This is a genomic window from Janthinobacterium leeuwenhoeki (assembly GCF_051380795.1).
Taxonomy (GTDB): domain Bacteria; phylum Pseudomonadota; class Gammaproteobacteria; order Burkholderiales; family Burkholderiaceae_D; genus Janthinobacterium.
In genome coordinates, this window is record NZ_JBNYXT010000039.1 from 1 (window position 1) to 19,787 (window position 19,787).

A 19,787-nucleotide genomic window follows, 5' to 3' on the forward strand; every position below is an offset into this window, starting at 1 on the left:
GTTAGTCTTCTCAATGACGAACGGCCCGATCGAAAATTCGACCGGGCCGTCAAGGCAAAACCAAAGCGCTATGCCATGCGCGTTCTACGAAAACCTGCTTAACTGAACGGCATTAGCGCGCTGGCGGACTTGTTGGCGCGCCATGGCGTGCCGCTGATCGAGGATGACGTGTATGGCGAACTATACTTTGGCAAGCAGCGTCCCGGCCTGACGAAAAGTCATGATAGCGCGGGGTTGGTGATGCATTGCAGCTCGTTTTCCAAGACCCTGGCGCCCGGTTTTCGCCTGGGCTGGGCGGTGGCGGGCCGCTACGCGCGCCAGGTCGAGCGCTTGAAACTGACCACCAGCCTGTCGGCGCCGATACCGCTGCAGATGGCGCTGGCCGATTACCTGGCGCAAGGCGGCTACGACCGCCATTTGCGCCAGCTGCGGCTGACCCTTGCGGCGCAGCAAAACACCATGCTGCAAGCCATCGCCGTGCATTTTCCGCCCGGCACGCGGGTGACACGGCCGCAGGGTGGTTATTTCGTCTGGGTAGAAATGCCAGCCGGTATCGACGCGCTGGCCTTGCATCGCAGCGCGCTGGCGGCCGGCATCAGCATCGCGCCCGGCCCCATCTTTTCCGCCACGCGCGCGTTTCGCCACTGCATCCGCCTCAATTATGGCCACCCCTGGAGCCCGCAGCTGGAAGAGGCTATCGCCACCCTGGGGCGGCTGGCGCTGGCGCTGGCGGCGGCAAGCGCATGAAAAAAATCCCTTGCAGCAGCAAGTGTTTCATTCCAAAAAGAAATATTGCTGTTATATTGGTGTATCTATAACTAATGATGGGAATGATAATGGATAACACGCAGCCGGAAGTGGCTCGTACGCAAGATACGACGATGGCCATTCTGTCCCACGTTGGCGGCCTGTTCACCAGCTGGGTGGCGCCGCTGATCATTTATTTGATCAAGAAAGACGATGCGGATAAATTCTCGGCCGAAAATGCGCGGGAAGCACTGAATTTCCAGATCACCCTGATCATCTGGTATTTCGCCTGCTTCATCCTGTCGTTCGTGCTGATCGGCCTGTTTCTGTTCTGGATCGTGGCGCTGGCCAATCTGGTGTGCTCGATTGTCGCGGCCGTCAAGGCCAGCAATGGCGTCACTTACCGCTATCCCCTGACCTTGCGCCTGGTCAAATAAGGCTGCGCGAGAAATGCCGTGAAGCCGGGCGCCACCGTGGTGGTGGCGCTTGTTTCAGGCAGGTGCTGGCGGCGTGGCCGGTGGCGCGCTGGCGCGCGGGGCCTTTTGCGGCGCCACTTTGCCGCCGTCGGCGATCCAGCGGCGGTACACGCGCAGGGCCACTTGCGCATCGTCGGCCGCGTACAGTATCTGCTTTTCCGTCAGGCGCGAGGCGGCCCAGTTGGTGGTGGAGATCTTTTTTGATTTCTGCAGGTGCAGGCCGAAGAACTTGGCCACGGCCGTCTTGGCGCCCAGGTCGTTGCGCTGGCCGCCGCGCAGGGCGACGGACAAGTCGAGCACCTGGGCCGGCGCGATGCCCAGCTTGTTGCGCAAACGCTTGACGTCGTCGGACAGGCCAAAACCCACTTTCAGGGTGGTGGTCGATTCGAGGATGGCTTTCAGTTCGGCCAGGGCCGCGGCCGGCGTGCTGCCCACCTGGAACAGGTAGGCGATGTCGTCGGTGGCCAGCTGGATCAAATGGGGGCCCGTGGAGGACTCGCCCTTGACGAACGTCGGCTTCGATTCCGTATCGAAGCCGATGGCGTCCGCTGCCAGCAGGGCAGCCATGGCCGCTTTTGCATCATCGCTGGTGCGTACCAGCTTGACGTGCTCAAGTGCAATGCCTTGATAGGGGGGCAGTGGCGGTGCGGCAGCTGTCTCCATGAAACCGGATCAGCCTTTGCGCGAGAATTTCGCGGTCAGCTGATTCAGTTTTTCCAGGTGCAAACGGCTCGCTTCTTCGGCGGCCGCCGCGTCGCGTTCGGCTTTCTTGCGCTCGGCTTCCTTCTTGAAGCGCTGTTGCAATACTTGCGTAGCATGGTCGCGGTGGGTTTGCGTCACTTCCGCGCCGGCCGTGCCGTCGAGGTCGTAGCGGATCTTGGCTTTTTCCATCACGCGCAGGTAGCGCAGCGAACCCGTGTGGATGCCCAGCGCCGTGCGCATCAGCTTGCGGTCCAGGTCTGGCAGGCGCGCCAGGATCTGCTTGTCGATACCGATGGACAAGGGCAGGCAATCGCGGAATGGCGGGAATTGCTCCTGGAACTGCTTCAGCAGGGCGCGCGCGGTCAGGCCGGCCGGCGCCGGCGTGGTCGCTGCGGCCGGTGCCGCCGCTGGGGCTGCATCGACTGGCGTGTCAGGAGTGGTGGCTTGCTGGTCTGGCGTGGAGCTGGTCATCGACATCATTGGTTGGGCTATAAAAGGGGAGCATAGCACGCGCCACAGGCAAGTGCATTGTCTTTTTTGGCAACTTGCGCTGCGATCTGCATGCGCCTGGCTGGCCGTGCCAAGCGCGAAATGCGGGAAATGTGTATAATGTCGGCTTGCGCTGATGACTGGACCCCGTGTTTGACGGTCTGGCTCAGGTGTGCAGGGGATAGGAGCAGTGCGGTGCAGGGCCATGATTATTGATATTTTTGATATCAGATATTTTGCTTATCAATTATCCAGATAACTGGCCTTCGTGCATAATCTTGCTCTCCGCTGTGTCTTCACTGAACAACAATAGATTCAAGCCCGTTCTGGTACGGGCTTTTTTTCATTCCGCAATGTACATCGCTTATTTATCTGACCCGGCTTCGGCCCCGCCGCTCCTCATGACGGATGCGCGGGCTTTGAACGTCCCGATAGACAGGCGCCGCTGCCGTTAATGCGGCAGCCGCAACAATACGCTCCATCGAGTCCGGTTTCGCAGGCTTGGGTGGAATCATTCACTTCGGGCCGACACCATCTGGTCTCGCATTAAGAGATATCTCATGAAGAATACGCCAAAAACTTTAACGTTGTCCGCCAAGGCGCCACGCCCAGCCGCGGCACCACTTGCCGTACCCAAAACGACTTTATCTTACTTCATCGATAATGCGCAAGCGAATCCGGAAGCCACCGTCACGACGGCGCCGACCGTCGTCACCGTGGTGAAGAAAAGCCGCTCGCGCCTGGCCGCCGTGCCACCGGCCGAGCCGACTGCGGAAGCGGCCGTCAGCGCGCCAGCCGCCGAGGCGGTTGCCGACGTGACCAAGGCCGCCGAGGTGGCCGACGCTGCACCGGTGAAAACGCCAAGCGTGAAGATCGCCCCCGGCGCCAAGGCCCCGGCCGCGCCGCGCAAGGTCAGCGAAAGCGCCGCCACGAATAAAGTGGTGACGGCCGCCCGTACAAAAGTCGTGCGCGCCAAGCCTGAAGCGGCGCCCGTGACCATCATCACCGGCGCGCAAGTGGTCAGCAAGACCACGGACGCCGATGCCCTGGCCGCCATCGATACCTCGAATTACTTCCTGCCGACCGTCAAGGTGCCAGGCCGCCGTGGCCGCAAACCAAGCGAATTCACGCCGGAAAACGATGAAGTGGCAGCACTCAACGCCGTCGAGCGCGCCGAACTGAAGGCCGTGTCGAAAGCGCGCGACCGCAAGGCCAAGGGCGGCCTGGCGGACGCCTTGGGCGATCCGGAAGCCTCGGCAGCGGACCTGGAACGCCGCCGCAAGCAGATCACGGGCTTGATCAACATGGGCAAGGAACGCGGTTTCCTCACCTATGCCGAGATCAATGACCAATTGCCGGAAAACATCATCGATCCGGAAGCGATCGAAGGCATCATCGCCACCTTCAACGACATGGGCATCGCCGTCTATGAGCGCGCCCCTGACGCGGAGAGCTTGTTGTTGACTGACAACGTCGCCACCGTCACCAGCGACGATGAAGTGGAAGCGGCTGCCGCTACCGCCTTGTCGACGGTCGACTCCGACTTCGGCCGCACCACCGACCCCGTGCGCATGTATATGCGTGAAATGGGCGCCGTGGCGCTGCTGACGCGCGAAGGCGAGATCGAGATCGCCAAGCGCATCGAGGGCGGCCTGAAAGACATGATCCAGGCCATTTCCGCCTGCCCCACCACCATCGGCGAAATCGTTGCGCTGTCGCAAAAAATCGCGCGCGACGAAATCAAGGTCGATGAAGTGGTCGACGGCTTTGTCGATTTGAACGAAAGCAATGCCCCGGCACCCGCCGCCGCCCCCGCGCCAGCGGCCGCCAGCGGTGACGACGAGGAAGAGGAAGAAGAAGCCGAAGAAGAGGACGGCGACGCGAATGGCGGCGCGGCCGGTTTCTCCAGCGAACAGCTGGCGCAGCTGAAAAAGAATGCGTTGGAGAAGTTCAACGTCATTTCGACGCAGTACGAGAAGATGCGCAAGGCACCCGAGGGTTACAACTCGAAAGCCTACATCAAGGCGCAGGAAGCCATTTCGCAGGAATTGCTGGGCATTCGCTTCACGGCCAAGGTCGTCGAAAAGCTGTGCGACACCTTGCGCGGCCAGATGGAAGAAGTGCGCCACATCGAGCGCGCCGTGCTGGAACTGTGCGTGAACAAATGCGGCATGCCGCGCGCCCACTTCATCAAGGTGTTCCCGGGCAATGAATGCGACCTGGAATGGGTCGACCGCGAAGTCGATTGCAAGTATCCGTACAGCGCCATCCTCAGCCGCAACGTGCCTGCCGTCAAGGAACTGCAAAAGAAGATGATCGACCTGCAAGCCCGCGTGGCCCTGCCGCTGGCGGACTTGCGCAAGATCAACAAGCAGATGGCTGCCGGCGAAAAGCGCGCGCGTCATGCGAAACGCGAAATGACGGTCGCCAACTTGCGTCTGGTCATCTCGATCGCCAAGAAATACATCAACCGCGGCTTGCAATTCCTCGATCTGATCCAGGAAGGCAACATCGGTCTGTTGAAGGCCGTTGATAAATTCGAATACCGCCGCGGCTACAAGTTCTCGACCTACGCCACCTGGTGGATCCGCCAGGCCATCACGCGTTCGATCGCCGACATGGCTCGCACCATCCGCGTGCCGGTGCACATGATCGAAACGATCAACAAGATGAACCGCATTTCGCGCCAGATCATGCAGGAAACGGGCAGCGAGCCGGACCTGGCGACCCTGGCCGTCAAGATGGAAATGCCGGAAAACAAGGTGCGCGAAATCATGAAAATCGCCAAAGAGCCGATTTCCATGGAAACGCCGATGGGCGAAGATGGCGATTCGCAACTGGGCGACTTCATCGAAGACAACACGACGCTGGCGCCGCTGGACGCCGCGCTGCATGCGTCGATGCGCAACGTGATCAAGGAAGTACTCGATTCCCTGACGCCGCGCGAAGCGAAAGTGCTGCGCATGCGTTACGGCGTGGAAATGTCGAACGACCACACGCTGGAAGAAGTGGGCAAGCAGTTCGACGTGACGCGCGAGCGCATCCGCCAGATCGAAGCGAAAGCCATGAGCAAGCTGCGTCAGCCTTCGCGTTCGGACAAACTCAAAACTTTCCTCACGCAAAACTAAGCGTACGGCAAGAAACAAAAAAGAGGCGCAAGCCTCTTTTTTTACGTCCCTAGCATGCCCTCCTACATGAAACGCGTGCGCGCACCCAGCGGACCCATGCGATAGTTGCGCTGCAATTTGTACAGCACCACGCCGCTGGCGGAGATGAGCATGGTGATGAGCAACCAGTCCAGTGGGTTGCTGCGCGGCGGTGCGGGAGCCGCTTGCGACGGCACGGCGAAGGCCTGGAATTTATGCCCCGTATAGACGGCGCCCACCACCAGTCCGGCGTCCGTGATCTTGTTGGTCAGGTACAGGCCATCGTCGCGCCGGCGCACCGTCATCACGCCTTCCTTGTAGACGAAGGTCATCGGTTCAAAGCCTTTGATGCTGACGCTGCCGACGACGTGCCCGGCTGCGTTGACGGCCGTGGCGTAGCTGTCGCCCTGGCCGATCAGGGCGCCCAGATCGAGCATGCGCCTGCCGTCCCAGGCAAACGCGTGCCAGCGGCGCTTTTCCGTTTCCGATGCGCCCACGACCAGGCCCGCGTCATTGATGGCGGTGGCCGAGCTGATGCGTCCACCGGGCAGGGTGCCGATTTCCTGCATGCCCGCGCCGGGGCGGTAGACGAAGGCGCGGCGGTAGCCGTCGCCGCGCTGGGCCGTGCCCACCACCACGCCATGGCTGTTCAGACCGCTGGCATAGCTGCTGGCGCCGCCCAGGGTGCCCAGGTCTTGCAGGCTGTGGTCGGCTTTCGTCACAAAGGCGTGGAAATCGCCGGCGCTGGTATCGGCATAGCCGGCTACCTGGCCGTCGCGCGCGATGGCCGTGGCATAGCTGCTGGTGCCGCCCAGAGTGCCCAGGTCGCGCATGCCGCTCGCTGCGTCGTAGTGAAAGGCGTGCCAGGCGCCGCTGGCCGTCTGCGCCGACCCGACCACCACGCCATGGATATTGATGGCCTTGGTGAAACCTTCATTGCCGCCCAGGGTGCCCAGCTCGCGGATGCGGCCATGCTGATAGGTCACGGCGCGGCGCCGTCCTTCTTGCTCCATGATGATGCCGGCCACCAGGCCTGCCGGGTTCAGATCGGACGCGATGCTGCCATTGCCGTCCCTTTCACCAAAGCCGCGTTCGGCATACATGGTGGCGCTGGCGGTGGGGATGGCGGCCAGCAGGCACAGGCCGAGCAGAGGGGCGTGGAAGCGGGAGAACCGTGGCGGCATGATAGTTTCCTCAAAGAAAAAACTTACTATACTTTTTTATGTGGGAAATGCATACTTAATTTGCTACTGTTTTTGATAATTTCTGTATTTCATCATGCTTGGCTGGCGCGCTTTTCCTGGCCTGCGGCAGGTGGATGGCCAGCACCGTGCCCCGGCCCGCCTGGCTGTCGATGCGCAGTTCGCCGCCCAGCGCGTGGACACGTTCGCGTATGCTTTTCAGGCCGAAGGCGGCCTTCTTGCCATGGTCGTCCGGCTGCATGCCGATGCCGTTGTCGCTGATGCGCAGCACGATGGCATCCGTATCCTGCACCAGCGCCACCTTCACTTCGCTGGCCTGGGCATGACGCACGATGTTCGACAGCGATTCCTGCAGCACGCGGAAGATGGCCGACGTCTGGCGCTGATCCAGGCCCAGGTCGGGCGCCTCGCTGTCGAGCGAGAGCTGGTAGCGGATGGCGCCGCGGCTTTCCATCTGGCGTATCAGCCATTCGGCCGCCGGGCCCAGTCCCAGCTCCAGGGTACTGGGATGCAAGTCATTGATGATGGTGCGCACGGAGCGGATGGTGGCATCGATGGTGTCGAGCACGCGCTGGGCGTGGCGGTGCAGGCGCGGGTGGGTGGTGGCCGTGCGCGCATGCAGCAGCGACACGTCGATGCGCAGCACCATCAGGTTCTGGCCCAGGTCGTCATGAATGTCGAGCGCTATGCGGCGCCTTTCCTCTTCCTTGATGGTCTGATGGTGGTCGGTCAGTTCACGCAGCTGGGCCAGGGTGCGCTGCAGGTTCTCCTCGTTGCGCTTGCTTTCCGTGATGTCGATGCCCATGGCGATGATCATCTGCGGCCGGCCCTGCGCGTCGAAGATGGGTTTTTTATGCGTCTGCACGAGGCGATTTTCCTGCAACTGCGCGTTCCATACCAGTTCTTCGCGGATCACCACCTGGCGGCTGGCAAATGCCTGCTGGTCGGCAGCGAGGAAGCCTGCGTTCTGCTCCTCCGGGAAATGCTGCAAGTCGCGTCCCTCGGCGATTTCCTCGAAGCGCACGCCCCATTGCTGCTCGCAGGCCTGGTTCATCAGCAGTATGTGCGAAGAGGCATCTTTCAGGAACAGCGACAGGGGCATCATGGAAATGATGTCCTGCAGCCGCTCTTCGCTGCGTGCCAGGGCCGCTTCCGTTTGCGCGCGCATGGCGACTTCCGCGGACAGCTGGAGATTGACATCGAGCAACTGGGCCGTGCGCAGGGCCACGCGGTTTTCCAGCTCCGCATGGGCCAGGCTCAATGCGTGTTCGGCCCGCTTGTGTTCGGTGATGTCGTTGGCCATGACCAGCGCGCCCGTCAAGGCGCCGCGCCGGTCGTACAGGCGGCGTCCGCTGAGCATCGCCCAGCGCTGCGTGCCGTCGCCATGCCGGTACTGCAGTTCTCCCATGCAGCTATCGCTCGCCGTCTGGCGCAGCGGACACAGGCGCAGCAGGGTGGCCTCGTCGTGGAATTCCTCCATCGAGTGGTTCAGCAGCTGTTCGGCAGGAATGCCCAGCATGTCGCACAGGCGCTGGTTGACGTACAGGATGCGGCCGTGCGCGTCCGTTTGCCACATGCCGTCCTGCGCCGTTTCGCTCAGGTGCTGGTAGCGCAGGAGGCTGGCGTCGAGCTGCTGGCGCGTGCTGGCGAGGTGGGCGCGCAGCGTGTGCATCAGCCACATGGCCGTGCCGGCGGATGCCGCCAGCAGCAAGGCCAGCCAGACATGCTCCCAGAAGTCGAGCGCCTGCCAGGCCACGCCGGCCACCCAGCCCAGCATGATCAGGATGAGGGCAGCGCATGCCGTACTCAGTGTTTCAATCGACCATTTGCTCATCCGCGTCCCTGGCGTCATGGTTGGCCGCTGCGGTGCACGTGGCGCCGGAGTGGGGAAGGTATCAACCGCTAGTGTAATACCAATTGTTGTTTTATTGAGAATATTTTGCTATTGAGAAAACAAAAGGGCCGGCCCTTGCGGTGCCGGCCCCTGCCTGCCGATGAGAATGAGCCGCGATCAGCCCGTGTTGCGCAAGCCGGCCGCCACGCCGTTGATCGACAGCTGGATGCCTCGGTGCACTCTTTCATCGACGCGACTTTCCGCCGACAGGGCGCGGTTGCGCTTGATCAATTCCACCTGCAAGTGATTCAGCGGATCGAGATAGGCGTAGCGGTTCTGGATCGAGCGGGCCAGCAGCGGGTTGCCCGCCAGGCGCTCCGTGTTGCCAGTGATCAGCTCCAGGCAGCGCAAGGTGTTGCCATGCTCGTCCGTGATGCACTTGTAGATGCGTTCGCGCAAGTCCTGATTTGCCACCAGTTCCGCATAGCGCGAGGCAATCGCCAGGTCCGTCTTGGCCAGCACCATGTCCATGTTCGACAGCAAGGTGGCAAAGAACGGCCATTCGGCGTACATGGCGCGCAGGGTGGCGATTCTTTCATCTTTCGCGGCGCCGTCGGCCTGCTTGATCCACGCGTCGATGGCGCTGCCGAAGCCGAACCAGCCCGGCAGCAGCAAGCGGCACTGGCCCCAGGAAAAGCCCCAGGGAATGGCGCGCAAGTCTTCGATGCGCTGGTTGGCCTTGCGCGAGGCAGGGCGCGAACCGAGGTTCAGTTCGGCGATTTCCGCAATCGGCGTAGCCGAGAAGAAATATTCCGTAAAACCCGGTGTTTCATACACGAGGTGGCGGTAGGCGTGATAGGCGAGGTCTGACAGCTCCGCCATCACGGCTTCGAATTGCGCCAGCTGGCTGTTGCGGGCCGGATTGGCTTCCTGCGGCGCCAGGCTCGCTTCCAGGGTGGCGGCGACCAGCAATTCCAGGTTGCGCCGGCCGATTTCCGCGTTGGAAAACTTCGAGGCGATGATCTCGCCTTGTTCCGTCAGGCGGATCTGGCCGTTGACGGTGCCCGGCGGCTGGGCCAGGATGGCTTCGTAGCTGGGTCCGCCGCCACGGCCTACCGTACCGCCGCGGCCATGGAACAGGCGCAGCTTGACGCCGGCCTTCTGAAAGTCGGACACCAGCGCCAGTTCCGCCTTGTACAGTTCCCAGTTGGAGGTCAGGAAACCGCCATCCTTGTTCGAATCAGAATAGCCGAGCATGACTTCCTGCAACTGTCCCTGCTTGGCGATCAATTGCTTGACCAAGGGCAAGGCCATCACCTGGCTCATGATGCCGGCCGCGCGCTGCAGGTCGGGTATCGTCTCGAACAGGGGGATGACCATCAGCTCGCAGGTGCTGTCGCCGTCGCTCCCGGCCTTCCAGTCGGTGCGCAGCAAGCCTGTTTCTTTTTGCAGCAGCAACACTTCCAGCAAGTCGGACACGGTTTCCGTGTGCGAGATGATGTAGTTGCGGATGGCCCGCGCGCCGTAGCGCTGGCGGATGTCGCGCGCCGCGCGCAAAATCGCCAGTTCGGAATCCGTTTCCGTGGCGTAGGCGATATAGGGCGAGTACAACAGGCGCGGCTGAGCCAGTTCGTTCAGCAGCAGGGCTTGTTTGTCTTTCTCGGACAGGGTCGTGTAGTCGGCGGCCACGCCGCTTTTCGCGAACAGTTCGGCCAGCACCCGCTCGTGCACGTCGGAGGTTTGGCGCATATCGAGCGACGCCAGGTGGAAGCCGAAGATGTCGGCCGCGCGCGCCAGGGTAGCCAGACGGGGACGCACGAGGGCGATGCCGTGGTGCGATTCGAGTGAGGCGACGATGGTGCGCAGGTCGGCCACAAACGCGGCCGCGTCCGGATAGGCGGCGGCCGGCCCCACTTCCTTGCGCAGGATGTTGGTGGCGCCCAGCGCGCGGGCCGTGGCGGCCAGGCGCGCATAGATGCCGATCAGGGCGCGGCGGTACGGTTCGTCGCTGCGGTGCGGCGAGGCGTCCGGCGACTGCTCGGCCAGCGCCTGCAGTTCGGCGCTCACACCCACCATCAGGGTCGAGACGGACAATTCCGCGCCCAGCGCATGCACTTCATCGAGGTAAAAGTCGAGGATGGTGGTGGCGTGGCGCGCCAGCGCATGCTGCATGGTGCCCGCATTCACGTTCGGGTTGCCATCGCGGTCGCCGCCGATCCAGCTGCCCATCTGCACGTAGGCGGCGTTGATCGGTTCGATGGTGCCGTCGCCGTTCGGGTATTCGGCGGCGATATCTTCCTCGATATCGTCATACAGGCCCGGCAGCTCGCGTAAAAAGGTGATGCGGTAGTAGGACAGGGCGTTTTCGATCTCGTCGGCCACCGTCAGCTTCGAGTAGCGCAGCATGCGCGTTTGCCACAGGGTGGCCACGCGCGAGCGCAGCAGCTGCATGTTGGCGTGCCGCTCTTTCGGTGTCTGCGGCAGGTCGCGCTCGGCCAGCAGGCGCGCGATGTCGTGCTCGGCGTCGAGGATGCTCTTGCGCTGCACTTCCGTCGGGTGGGCCGTCAGCACGGGCGCAATCAGGGCGTCCTGGAAGAAGGTATCGACCGTCTTGCGCGGCACGCCGGCGGCGCGCAGTTTTTTCAGGGCGAAGCTGACGCTGCCCTTTTGCGCGGGCGAGCCGGCCAGCAAGTGGGCGCGGCGGCGGCGGATGTGGTGCTGGTCTTCTGCAATGTTGGCCAGGTGCGAAAAGTAGGAAAAGGCGCGCACCACGGAAATCGTCTGTTCGCGGCTCAGTTCTTTCAGCATGGCGTCGAGTTCCAGCGCGGCGCCCGCGTCCGCTTCGCGGCGGAAGCGCACGGACGTCTGGCGTATGGTTTCCACCACATTGAAGACAGCGTCGCCTTCCTGTTCGCGCAGCACGTCGCCCAGCAGGCGGCCCAGCAGGCGGATGTCTTCTTTCAGCGGCGCATCCTTGTCGGAGCCGGCCGCTGGAACTATTTCTGGTGCTACTGCGTCATTGAGCATAATAAAGAACCAAAGTAAGTGTAAAAGCAAGGGAATGTGGATCGCACCGGGCGTTTGGCCGCAGAGGGGAGGGGGCGCATGATAAAATTTGTGGTCTTCAACATGGACGCTAGCCTGACTTGGCCTTCTAGGCTAAGAGATAACGATTATAGCGACGCCGGGCGCCACCCGATACAACTGATATCGGACGGGCGAAATGGCAACGACAATGACAGCCACAGCGAAAGAACTTGTTTTGAAAGCATCCGAATTGACCCCGAACGAATTGTCCGTACATATACCGGCCCGCCTGGTGATCGCCACGCGCGAGAGTCGTCTTGCCATGTGGCAAGCTGAACACGTGCGCGCGCGCCTGGCCGCCCTGTATCCGCAGTGTAGCGTTGAAATTCTCGGCATGACCACACGCGGCGACCAGATTCTCGACCGCGCCCTGTCCAAGGTCGGCGGCAAGGGCCTGTTCGTCAAGGAGCTGGAAGTGGCGATGGAAGAAGGCCGCGCCGACCTGGCCGTGCATTCGCTGAAAGACGTGCCGATGGAGTTGCCGGAAGGCTTTGCCTTGGCCGCCATCCTCGAGCGCGAAGACCCGCGCGACGCGTTCGTGTCGAACGATTACGCCAGCCTGGCCGAGCTGCCGCACGGCGCCGTCGTCGGCACCAGCAGCTTGCGCCGCCAGGCGCTGATCGCCGCGCGCTATCCGCACTTGACGATTCTGCCCCTGCGCGGCAACCTCGATACGCGTTTGGGCAAGCTCGACCGTGGCGACTATGCCGCCATCATCCTGGCCGCCGCCGGCCTGAAACGCCTGGGCCTGGCATCGCGCATCCGCGCCGTGCTGGCGCCGGAAGACAGCTTGCCGGCCGCCGGCCAGGGCGCCATGGCGATCGAAATTCGCAGCGGGCGCGTTGACTGCGCCGACCTGGTGCGCTTGCTGGCGCCGCTGAACCATACTGATACGGCGCAAGCCGTCACGGCCGAGCGCAAAGTGTCGAAGATCTTCGGCGGCAGTTGCCAGATTCCGCTGGCCGCGTTTGCCACCGTCGAGGGCGAACAGATGCGTTTGCGCGCCATGGTCGCCACGCCGGACGGCGCGCGCATGGCCAGCGCTGAAGTGAGTGGCCCGGCCAGCGCGCCGGAACTGCTGGGCGAACAGGTGGCCGAGCTGCTGCGCGGCCAGGACGCCGCCGGCATCCTCGCCTCGTGCGCCGTCACCCCCGACAACCATGAAGGCCTGGCGCCGCATGCCTGACAGCGTGGTGATCACGCGGCCCGCGGCGCAAGCGGGGCCGCTGGCCGCCAACATCGCGGCGCTGGGCTGGCCCGTGACCCTGCTGCCGCTGCTGGAAATCCATGCGCTTGACGGCGCGGACGAATGCGCGCAGTTGCAAGCCGTGCTGGCGCGCCTGACGGAATACGACCTGGTGGCGTTCGTTTCGCCGAACGCCATCGATTGCGTCTTTGCGCACCTGCCCGCCTGGCCGCCAGGTGTGCCGCTGGCGGTGGTGGGCGAGGGCAGCCGGATGGCCTTGGCCGCGCATGGCGTCACGCACGCCAACGCCAGCATCACCAGTCCGCTCGATACGGCGCGCAGCGACTCCGAACATTTGTTGCTGGCGCTGGACTTGCCGGCCCTGCGCGGCAAGCGCGTGCTGATCGTGCGCGGCGATGGCGGACGCGACTATCTGGCTGACGGCTTGCGCGCCGCCGGCGCCGAAGTCGCGTTCGTCACGGCCTACCGCCGCAAGGTGCCAACGCTGACGCCGGCCTTGCGGACGACCCTGGAAAAGCTGTTGCAGCATAATAATGACTGGATCATCACCAGCTCGGAAGCGCTGCGCGGTTTGCTGGCGCTACTGGGCGAAATGGATGCTGAAAAGATGGCTGTTGTGAAAATGCAACAGCAGCATCTGATCGTACCGCACGCGCGCATTGCACAAACGGCGGCGGCCCTGGGTTTTGCCCGTGTCACCTTGACTGGATCAGGCGACGCAGGAGTGCTCGCCGCGTTACAATCACGACCATGAACGAAATGCCTACACTCTCCGAACCGAATGCAACGCCTGGCAGCGCCGTGAAGACGGCGCCGCAGGCGGCCGACCAACCTGCCGGCCGCGCGCCGACCCTGCTCGAACAGCTGCAAAAGCCCATGAGCATCGCCGTCATCGTGCTGGCCGTGCTGCTGGCTGCGCAAAGCTGGTCGACCAGCAAGCAGATCCGCAACCTGCGCGAAGAAGTGGCCAAGCGCCTGCAAAAAGGCGATGTCAGCAATGCCGAAACGGGCGTGCTGGCGCGCAACGTGCAAGAAGGCACGAAAGAGCTGCAAATCAAGGTGGGCGCGCTGGAAAATCGCCAGAGCGAAACGCAAAGCCAGCAGCTGGCGCTGGAACAACTGTATAACGACTTGTCGAAGAACCGCGACGAGTGGGCGCTGACGGAAATCGAGCAAGTGCTGTCGACGGCCAGCCAGCAGCTGCAACTGGCCGGCAACGTGCCCGGCGCGCTGATCGCCCTGCAAAACGCGGACCGCAGCCTGTCGCGTTCCGACAAGCCGCAATTCATCACCATCCGCCGCGCCATCGGGCGCGACATGGAAAAACTCAAGGCCCTGCCCAGCGTCGATTCGACCGGCGTGGCCCTGCGCCTCGATGCCGTGATCGCGCAGATCGACGCCTTGCCGATGCTGTCCGACGAAACGCCGGCCTTGCCGGCCGCGCCGGAAAAACCGGGCAAGGCCAAGGCCGGGGCCAAGCCCGTGCGCGATGCCAGTGGCAAGCTGGTGGGTCCACCGGCGCCGGAACCGCTGCTGCAAAAAGTGCGCGACGGCTTCAATACCTGGAGCGGCGACATGTGGAATGACGTGCGTCAATTGATCCGCATCCGCCGCGTCGACACGCCGGAAGCGCTGATGCTGTCGCCGACGCAAGCGTATTTCTTGCGCGAAAACGTCAAGTTGCGCTTGCTGAATGCCCGCATGGCCTTGTTGTCGCGCAATGAAACAGCGTTCAGGAATGATCTGATCGCCGCCCAGGATGCGCTGGCCAAGTATTTCGATACCCGCGCCAAGGGTACGCAGACGGCGCAAGCCTTGCTGCGCCAGGTGCAGGGCAGCAACCTGGCCATCGAGATGCCAACCTTGTCCGACAGCCTGGCGGCTGTGCGCAACTACAAAGCGAAGTCCTGAGCCCATGCGTCTATTTCTCTGGTTACTCGCCCTGATGGCCGCGGCGATCGGTATCGCCGTGACGGCCCGTTTCAATCCCGGCAACGTGGTGCTGTTCTATCCGCCATACCGCATCGACTTGTCGCTGAACTTCTTCCTGCTGCTGCAGGTCGTGCTGTTCGTGCTGCTGTACCTGCTGGTGCGCGCCGTGCGCGGCACCGTGCGCATGCCGGCCCAAGTAGCGGCTTACCGCCAGCGCAAGCGTGAGCGCGATGGCAACAAGGGCTTGCGCGAAGCCTTGAAAGCCCTGTTCGAAGGCCGTTTCGGCCATGCGGAAAAAGCTGCCTTGCGCGCCGCGGAACTGGAAGAAAACGCCGGCCTGGCCGCGCTGATCGGCGCGCGCGCCGCGCACCGCATGCGCCAGTCCGAGCGCCGCGACAGCTGGCTGGCCAGAGTCGAAGGCGATGCCAGCCTGAAGACGGCGCGTTTGATGACGGTGACGGAATTGCTGGTCGACGACCATCAGCCGGAAGCGGCCCTGGCGGCCGTGCGCGAACTCAATGCCAGCGGCACGCGCCATATCCACGCGCTGCAATGGTCGCTGAAAGCCGAACAGCAGGCAAAGAACTGGCCGGAAGTGCTGCGCCTCGTGCGTTCGCTCGACAAGCACCGCGCCCTGCATCCGGCCCTGTCGTCGCGCCTGCGCGAACTGGCCTACGAGCATTTACTGTCCGACCCGTCGCATGACGCTGAATCCTTGATGCGCGTATGGTCGACCGTGCCCAGCAGCGACCGGGTCAAGCCGTATATCGCCTGCCGCGCCGCTACGGCCCTGAATGCGCGCGGCCTGCACGATGAAGCGCGCCTCGTGTGCGAAGAGTCGCTGGCCGCCGACTGGGACGAGCGCGTCGTGCGCGCCTACCGCGAAGCGGCGGCGCCCGCCGGCACGCCGGCCCTGCTGCTGCAGATCGAGCATTGCGAGCAATGGATGAAACAGCGTCCGCTGGACGCGGAACTGGCGCTGACCCTGGGTACCCTGTGCCTCAAGCAAAAACTGTGGGGCAAGGCCCAGCGCCACCTGGAGCAGGCTTTATCGGACGCGAACGAGCCGCAAATGGTGCGCGACGCCCACCTGAAGCTGGCACAGATGCACGATGCCTTGCAGCAGACGGAACAGGCTGCAGCCCATTACCGGCAGTGCGCGCTGGCGACCATCCTGTAAGCCTTGTAGCTCGTTTCGCCAGACGTAAAAAAGCCGTTCAGTGCAGACTGAACGGCTTTTTTTGTGGTGCGGCTTACATCAGCAGCGCCGCCACCAGGCCCGCAGAGCCTGCGACAACGTAGCGACGCTTGAGTCGTTTGATCTGGCGTACGCTCACACCGAGCCGCTCAGAGGCCTCTTGCTGGCTCAGCATGCCTTCAACCAGCTGCGCCATCAGCTGGGATCTCAGCACTTCCTTGTCGCTCATCTGCGTCACCATGATTTCGTGCCCGTTTATCCCAAAAGGGGACATTACTACTTTGCACGAAGGGGACATTACTACTTTGGGCTAACAAACGATGTAGTAACGACTGGACATGAGAAATTTTGACGTATATAATTCGGCCTCCTTTCCCTGATAGCTCAGTTGGTAGAGCGACGGACTGTTAATCCGCAGGTCCCTGGTTCGAGTCCAGGTCGGGGAGCCAGAACAAGCAGCAGCAAAGGGCCACGTGGCAACACGTGGCCCTTTTGTCATGCGCGCACGGTTTCCCGTTCGCGCTGGCCATTGCTTCAGTGTCTCGACGTGCGCGATGCCGGCCCGCTCGCGGCAGGGGCACGCGCAGTGTTTCCCGGATCAGGGATCGACAAACACGTCGAAACGCACCTTGAGCGGGCTGCCCCACGAGATATCCACCCAGGCACGGAAGCCGCCGTTATACGGCGCGATGTTGTACACGGCCATGCGGGCGGCGCCGATGAAACGGTCCTGGGCATTCGCGCCATATTCGCTGATGTTGAGCAGCACGCGCGAATTGGCCTTCACGTTGGCATTGGTGAAGTTGACCGAAGGATGCACGCCATTGGCAGTCCACGTGTAATAGGTGGTGAAGGCGGCGGCGCTCAGGTTCAAGTCCTGTGCGGCAGCGCCTTTTGCACTTTTCCCGTCCTGCTCCATCGGTGTAACAGTTTCTTCTAATGCCAAGTTGCTGCCGGTGCGATGTTCTACTTTCATATCCATGATGTACTCCTGATCGATAGTTTGGATGCCGCGCCTGTCGTTGTGCGGCAAGACGCCCTATCTGTTGTCGTGACGGCCAGTGTCACGTCCTGGCTGATAAGGTAGCCGCCTGCTCCATGCTGTTGGAGTAAGTCATTCTAGGCAAACGCGCAGGCAAAAAGCGCGCATGGCGGCCGGAAAAATGGTGCTCACTTGTGCTGGCGCAAACATCTTGCAGGCAGGCGGCAAGATCTTTTCCCGCAGGCTATTTTTACGGGTCGTCACGCACGCCGCACAGGACAATGGCACAATAGCCCCAGCCGACCTGTCGATGCGCAACCCGTTGCGAGCCTAGCCCATGCCGATACTGAACCTGAGTGCCGAAACCGATATCTATTACGAATTGATCGAAGGCGACCCTGCCAAGCCCTGCCTGGTATTCCTGCACGAGGGGCTCGGTTGCTGTGCGATGTGGAAAGATTTTCCCGCGCAGCTGTGCCAGGCGACGGGCTGCCGCGGCTTGCTGTATGACCGCCACGGCTATGGGCAGTCGTCGCCGCTGGCGGCGCGCCGCCAACTTCATTATTTGCACGACTACGCGCTGTGCGAGTTGCCGCAGGTGCTAGCCGCACTGCTGCCGTGGCAGGACCATTTTCTCGTCGGCCACTCCGATGGCGGCAGCATCGCCCTGATCTATGCGGCGCAGCAGCCGCCGCGCTTGCGCGGCATCATCACCGAAGCGGCGCACGTGTTTGTCGAAGGCATCACGCTCGACGGCATCCGCGTGGCGGACGCGGCGTTTGGCGCTGGCAAGCTGCGCGCGCTGGCGAAATACCATGGCGACAAGACGGAAACCATCTTCAAGGCCTGGTCGGACACCTGGCTCAGCTATGGGTTCCAGTTCTGGAACATCGAATACCTGCTGCCCTCCGTCGAATGCCCGGCGCTGGTGCTGCAGGGCAGCGAGGACCAGTACGGCAGCGCGGCCCAGGTCGACACGATCGTGGCGCAGGCCCTCAACGCCGTGCCCGCCATGGTCGAGCAGTGCGGCCATACGCCGCACCAGGAACAGCCGCAGGCTTTGCTGGCGCTGATGGCAGGCTTTTTGCAAGGCCGCATGGACGCCGCCACTCAGCCGCGAAACACATGAGTTTTTCAATGGCAGGCGGGATCGCTGTCCCAGCGGCCCGAGCAGATGCGCGAGCGGCACAGCATGCCTTCGATCAGGCCCAGTTGCTGACAGCGCCGCAACAGTTCCGCCGTTTCTTCTTCCTGCCTGCGCAGCACCACGTCGCGCACGGGCGCTGCCGTGCCTTCCTGCCGGTGCGCATGGGCCACCATCGCCGTCAGCAAGGCGACATCGCTGTCGCCGGGCGCGACAGCCGGCCTTGGCCCCTGTGCACGCGCGGCGACCTGGCGCGCGGGCGCTAGCGCCTTGCGCGGCGCGCTTGCGCTTGCCGTCGCTGCCGCCGCCGCAGGCAAGGGCGCTGCCGCCGTGTTGACGATGGTGGCCGCCTGCAGCGCGTGCGGCAGTACTGTTGGCACCGGCATTCCGGGCGGTGTCATGGCCGTGGCGGGCGCTGGCGGCAGGGGCGGGACTTGCTTATCATAGGCGAGTACGGCCGTGATCAGCACCGCCAGGCACAGCGCGCCAGCGGCCCAGTGCCGCCAGCCAGGCTGCCAGCGCAGCGTCGGCATGGCCGCAGGCGCGGCGACGCCGTGTTCGAGCTGTGACAGGATACCCTTGCCTTCGATAGGCGCGCCGGCCTTGCTCAGCAGGTTCGGACCGCGCGCCTGGCCATTCCCGGTTTTCAGTAAAGACAAAATATCACCTCCGCAGTGGATCAAACTCGACTGTCCTTGATGTAAACCGCGCTCATGCGGGCGGCAGACGCCTACGATCTAGCGATACCGCCGGGAAATTGCTGTCCGGCCCCGACTATCCATGTCACGGAGCGCCCCATGTTCGTCGCCCTGGTCCTGATGTATTTCCTGCTCGCCTGTTTTGCCTGCTGGCTGCTGCTGTTCCCCGGCGGCCGGGCCATCGTGCTGCACACGCTCGTCAACCTGGGCTGGCGCATGCAGCGGCGCGCGCGGCACCTGAAGGGCGGCAGCGGCGCGCAGTGGCAGCGCGTGCAAGGGCACACGGGCTCGGGCATGACGCGCGCCTGGCAGCTGCTGTGCCGGCATCGTTGGCTGAGCCTGGCAGGCAGCGTGCTGGTCATCGTGCCGCCGCTGCTGGCCTGGCTGTCCAGCGACCGCATCGCCTTGCGCGGCTATGCCGACCAGCAACACGCGATCAATGACCAGGTCAGCGACTTGCTGAAGGGCGAGCAGCTGGTGCCGCCGCCGGCCTTGCCGCCGCTGCTGTTTTCCACTGCGGAAGTAACGCAGCTGCGTCCGCTGCTGGGCGGCGCCAGCCGCAACTGGCAATTGCTCGACCACGATTTCGCGCAGCGCCTGCTGCTGGTCTTCAAGATCATGAAAGACGTGCATGGCTATGACATGGTCTTGCTGGAAGGCTATCGCAGTCCCGCGCGCCAGGACCAGCTGGCAGCGGCCGGCCCGAACGTGACGAACGCCAGGGCGTTTCAAAGCTATCACCAGTATGGCCTGGCAGCCGATTGCGCATTCATGCATGAAGGAAAGCTCATCATTTCTGAAAAAAATGCCTGGGCCATGCGCGGCTACCGTTTATATGGCGTGACGGCCGAATCGGTGGGCCTGCGCTGGGGCGGGCGCTGGACCATGATGGATTTTGGCCACACGGAATTGCCGCAACCGCGCGTGCTGGGCAAGTAAGCCG

Annotated in this window: 16 protein-coding genes, 1 tRNA gene and 1 pseudogene; 10 read left to right on the plus strand and 8 right to left on the minus strand. The window is 63.1% G+C overall.

Annotated elements, in window-relative coordinates; all coding sequences use genetic code 11:
* Positions 1 to 117: 117 nt before the first annotated feature.
* Positions 118 to 747: pseudogene (locus ACQ4WS_RS22180) on the plus strand (aminotransferase-like domain-containing protein); the annotation flags it as partial.
* Between the two features lie 89 nt (positions 748 to 836).
* Positions 837 to 1,184 carry a DUF4870 domain-containing protein gene (locus ACQ4WS_RS22185; RefSeq protein WP_436479176.1) on the plus strand — a complete coding sequence of 116 codons (348 nt, stop codon included), beginning with the start codon at positions 837 to 839 and terminating at the stop codon, positions 1,182 to 1,184.
* A 54-nt stretch (positions 1,185 to 1,238) separates the two neighbouring features.
* Here ACQ4WS_RS22185 and ACQ4WS_RS22190 read toward each other — a convergent pair whose 3' ends face one another.
* Both ACQ4WS_RS22190 and ACQ4WS_RS22195 read right to left on the minus strand, forming a co-directional pair.
* Entirely contained in the window at positions 1,239 to 1,886 is a 648-nt protein-coding gene (locus ACQ4WS_RS22190) for a 3'-5' exonuclease (protein ID WP_436479177.1), read from the minus strand.
* 9 nt (positions 1,887 to 1,895) lie between these two features.
* Positions 1,896 to 2,405 carry a ProQ/FINO family protein gene (locus tag ACQ4WS_RS22195; RefSeq protein ID WP_436479178.1) on the minus strand — a complete coding sequence of 170 codons (510 nt, stop codon included), beginning with the start codon at positions 2,403 to 2,405 and terminating at the stop codon, positions 1,896 to 1,898.
* A gap of 569 nt (positions 2,406 to 2,974) precedes the next feature.
* On the opposite strand from ACQ4WS_RS22195, the gene rpoD reads away from it, so the two are divergent.
* On the plus strand, positions 2,975 to 5,542 hold the full coding sequence (rpoD, locus tag ACQ4WS_RS22200; RefSeq protein ID WP_436479179.1) for an RNA polymerase sigma factor RpoD: 2,568 nt from the start codon (positions 2,975 to 2,977) through the stop codon (positions 5,540 to 5,542).
* Positions 5,543 to 5,604: 62 nt separating this feature from the next.
* Here rpoD and ACQ4WS_RS22205 read toward each other — a convergent pair whose 3' ends face one another.
* The 3 genes from ACQ4WS_RS22205 to ppc all read right to left on the minus strand — a co-directional run bounded on the left by ACQ4WS_RS22205 (position 5,605) and on the right by ppc (position 11,623).
* Complete coding sequence (locus ACQ4WS_RS22205) at positions 5,605 to 6,744, minus strand: HAF repeat-containing protein (RefSeq protein ID WP_436479180.1); 1,140 nt, start codon at positions 6,742 to 6,744, stop codon at positions 5,605 to 5,607.
* 55 nt (positions 6,745 to 6,799) lie between these two features.
* Positions 6,800 to 8,596 carry a PAS domain-containing sensor histidine kinase gene (locus tag ACQ4WS_RS22210; RefSeq protein WP_436479181.1) on the minus strand — a complete coding sequence of 599 codons (1,797 nt, stop codon included), beginning with the start codon at positions 8,594 to 8,596 and terminating at the stop codon, positions 6,800 to 6,802.
* Positions 8,597 to 8,773: 177 nt separating this feature from the next.
* Positions 8,774 to 11,623 carry a phosphoenolpyruvate carboxylase gene (gene ppc / locus ACQ4WS_RS22215; protein WP_436479182.1) on the minus strand — a complete coding sequence of 950 codons (2,850 nt, stop codon included), beginning with the start codon at positions 11,621 to 11,623 and terminating at the stop codon, positions 8,774 to 8,776.
* Between the two features lie 235 nt (positions 11,624 to 11,858).
* Between ppc and hemC the strand changes: the two genes are divergently transcribed.
* From hemC to ACQ4WS_RS22235, 4 genes are read left to right on the plus strand one after another with little or no spacing between them, the layout of a single operon-like run.
* Complete coding sequence (gene hemC, locus ACQ4WS_RS22220; protein WP_436479183.1) at positions 11,859 to 12,869, plus strand: hydroxymethylbilane synthase; 1,011 nt, start codon at positions 11,859 to 11,861, stop codon at positions 12,867 to 12,869.
* Positions 12,844 to 13,644, plus strand: a complete 801-nt coding sequence (locus ACQ4WS_RS22225; RefSeq protein ID WP_436479184.1) for a uroporphyrinogen-III synthase — start codon at positions 12,844 to 12,846, stop codon at positions 13,642 to 13,644. The genes hemC and ACQ4WS_RS22225 overlap by 26 nt, the downstream gene beginning before the upstream one ends.
* Positions 13,641 to 14,801, plus strand: a complete 1,161-nt coding sequence (locus tag ACQ4WS_RS22230) for a uroporphyrinogen-III C-methyltransferase (protein WP_436479185.1) — start codon at positions 13,641 to 13,643, stop codon at positions 14,799 to 14,801. Before ACQ4WS_RS22225 ends, ACQ4WS_RS22230 begins: the two co-directional genes overlap by 4 nt.
* Before the next feature lie 4 nt (positions 14,802 to 14,805).
* Positions 14,806 to 16,002, plus strand: coding sequence for a heme biosynthesis protein HemY (locus tag ACQ4WS_RS22235; protein ID WP_436479186.1), 1,197 nt, complete (start codon positions 14,806 to 14,808; stop codon positions 16,000 to 16,002).
* 73 nt (positions 16,003 to 16,075) lie between these two features.
* On the opposite strand, the gene ACQ4WS_RS22240 is transcribed toward ACQ4WS_RS22235, so the two are convergent.
* A complete protein-coding gene (locus tag ACQ4WS_RS22240; protein WP_436479187.1) occupies positions 16,076 to 16,249 on the minus strand; it encodes a helix-turn-helix domain-containing protein in 174 nt (57 codons plus the stop codon).
* A 144-nt stretch (positions 16,250 to 16,393) separates the two neighbouring features.
* On the opposite strand from ACQ4WS_RS22240, the gene ACQ4WS_RS22245 reads away from it, so the two are divergent.
* Positions 16,394 to 16,469 (plus strand) — tRNA-Asn (locus ACQ4WS_RS22245).
* Between the two features lie 149 nt (positions 16,470 to 16,618).
* On the opposite strand, the gene ACQ4WS_RS22250 is transcribed toward ACQ4WS_RS22245, so the two are convergent.
* Entirely contained in the window at positions 16,619 to 17,002 is a 384-nt protein-coding gene (locus tag ACQ4WS_RS22250) for a hypothetical protein (protein WP_436479188.1), read from the minus strand.
* A 337-nt stretch (positions 17,003 to 17,339) separates the two neighbouring features.
* Between ACQ4WS_RS22250 and ACQ4WS_RS22255 the strand changes: the two genes are divergently transcribed.
* A complete protein-coding gene (locus tag ACQ4WS_RS22255) occupies positions 17,340 to 18,131 on the plus strand; it encodes an alpha/beta fold hydrolase (RefSeq protein WP_436479189.1) in 792 nt (263 codons plus the stop codon).
* 5 nt (positions 18,132 to 18,136) lie between these two features.
* Here the strand turns inward: ACQ4WS_RS22255 and ACQ4WS_RS22260 are convergent, their stop codons facing one another.
* Complete coding sequence (locus ACQ4WS_RS22260) at positions 18,137 to 18,805, minus strand: hypothetical protein (RefSeq protein WP_436479190.1); 669 nt, start codon at positions 18,803 to 18,805, stop codon at positions 18,137 to 18,139.
* Positions 18,806 to 18,943: 138 nt separating this feature from the next.
* On the opposite strand from ACQ4WS_RS22260, the gene ACQ4WS_RS22265 reads away from it, so the two are divergent.
* Positions 18,944 to 19,783 (plus strand): M15 family metallopeptidase, encoded by an 840-nt coding sequence (locus ACQ4WS_RS22265; protein WP_436479191.1) that lies wholly within the window; start codon positions 18,944 to 18,946, stop codon positions 19,781 to 19,783.
* Positions 19,784 to 19,787: the final 4 nt, after the last annotated feature.

Excerpts from the sequence above, each read along its gene's own strand:
- ACQ4WS_RS22185 (WP_436479176.1), top strand. The coding sequence starts at position 837 with ATGGATAACACGCAGCCGGAAGTGGCTCGTACGCAAGATACGACGATG.
- ACQ4WS_RS22190 (WP_436479177.1), bottom strand. The coding sequence starts at position 1,886 with ATGGAGACAGCTGCCGCACCGCCACTGCCCCCCTATCAAGGCATTGCA.
- ACQ4WS_RS22230 (WP_436479185.1), top strand. The coding sequence starts at position 13,641 with ATGAACGAAATGCCTACACTCTCCGAACCGAATGCAACGCCTGGCAGC.
- ACQ4WS_RS22240 (WP_436479187.1), bottom strand. The coding sequence starts at position 16,249 with ATGAGCGACAAGGAAGTGCTGAGATCCCAGCTGATGGCGCAGCTGGTT.
- ACQ4WS_RS22265 (WP_436479191.1), top strand. The coding sequence starts at position 18,944 with ATGTTCGTCGCCCTGGTCCTGATGTATTTCCTGCTCGCCTGTTTTGCC.
- rpoD (WP_436479179.1), top strand. The coding sequence starts at position 2,975 with ATGAAGAATACGCCAAAAACTTTAACGTTGTCCGCCAAGGCGCCACGC.
- ACQ4WS_RS22225 (WP_436479184.1), top strand. The coding sequence starts at position 12,844 with ATGAAGGCCTGGCGCCGCATGCCTGACAGCGTGGTGATCACGCGGCCC.
- ACQ4WS_RS22235 (WP_436479186.1), top strand. The coding sequence starts at position 14,806 with ATGCGTCTATTTCTCTGGTTACTCGCCCTGATGGCCGCGGCGATCGGT.
- ppc (WP_436479182.1), bottom strand. The coding sequence starts at position 11,623 with ATGCTCAATGACGCAGTAGCACCAGAAATAGTTCCAGCGGCCGGCTCC.
- ACQ4WS_RS22205 (WP_436479180.1), bottom strand. The coding sequence starts at position 6,744 with ATGCCGCCACGGTTCTCCCGCTTCCACGCCCCTCTGCTCGGCCTGTGC.
- ACQ4WS_RS22255 (WP_436479189.1), top strand. The coding sequence starts at position 17,340 with ATGCCGATACTGAACCTGAGTGCCGAAACCGATATCTATTACGAATTG.
- ACQ4WS_RS22210 (WP_436479181.1), bottom strand. The coding sequence starts at position 8,596 with ATGAGCAAATGGTCGATTGAAACACTGAGTACGGCATGCGCTGCCCTC.
- ACQ4WS_RS22250 (WP_436479188.1), bottom strand. The coding sequence starts at position 17,002 with ATGGATATGAAAGTAGAACATCGCACCGGCAGCAACTTGGCATTAGAA.
- ACQ4WS_RS22195 (WP_436479178.1), bottom strand. The coding sequence starts at position 2,405 with ATGATGTCGATGACCAGCTCCACGCCAGACCAGCAAGCCACCACTCCT.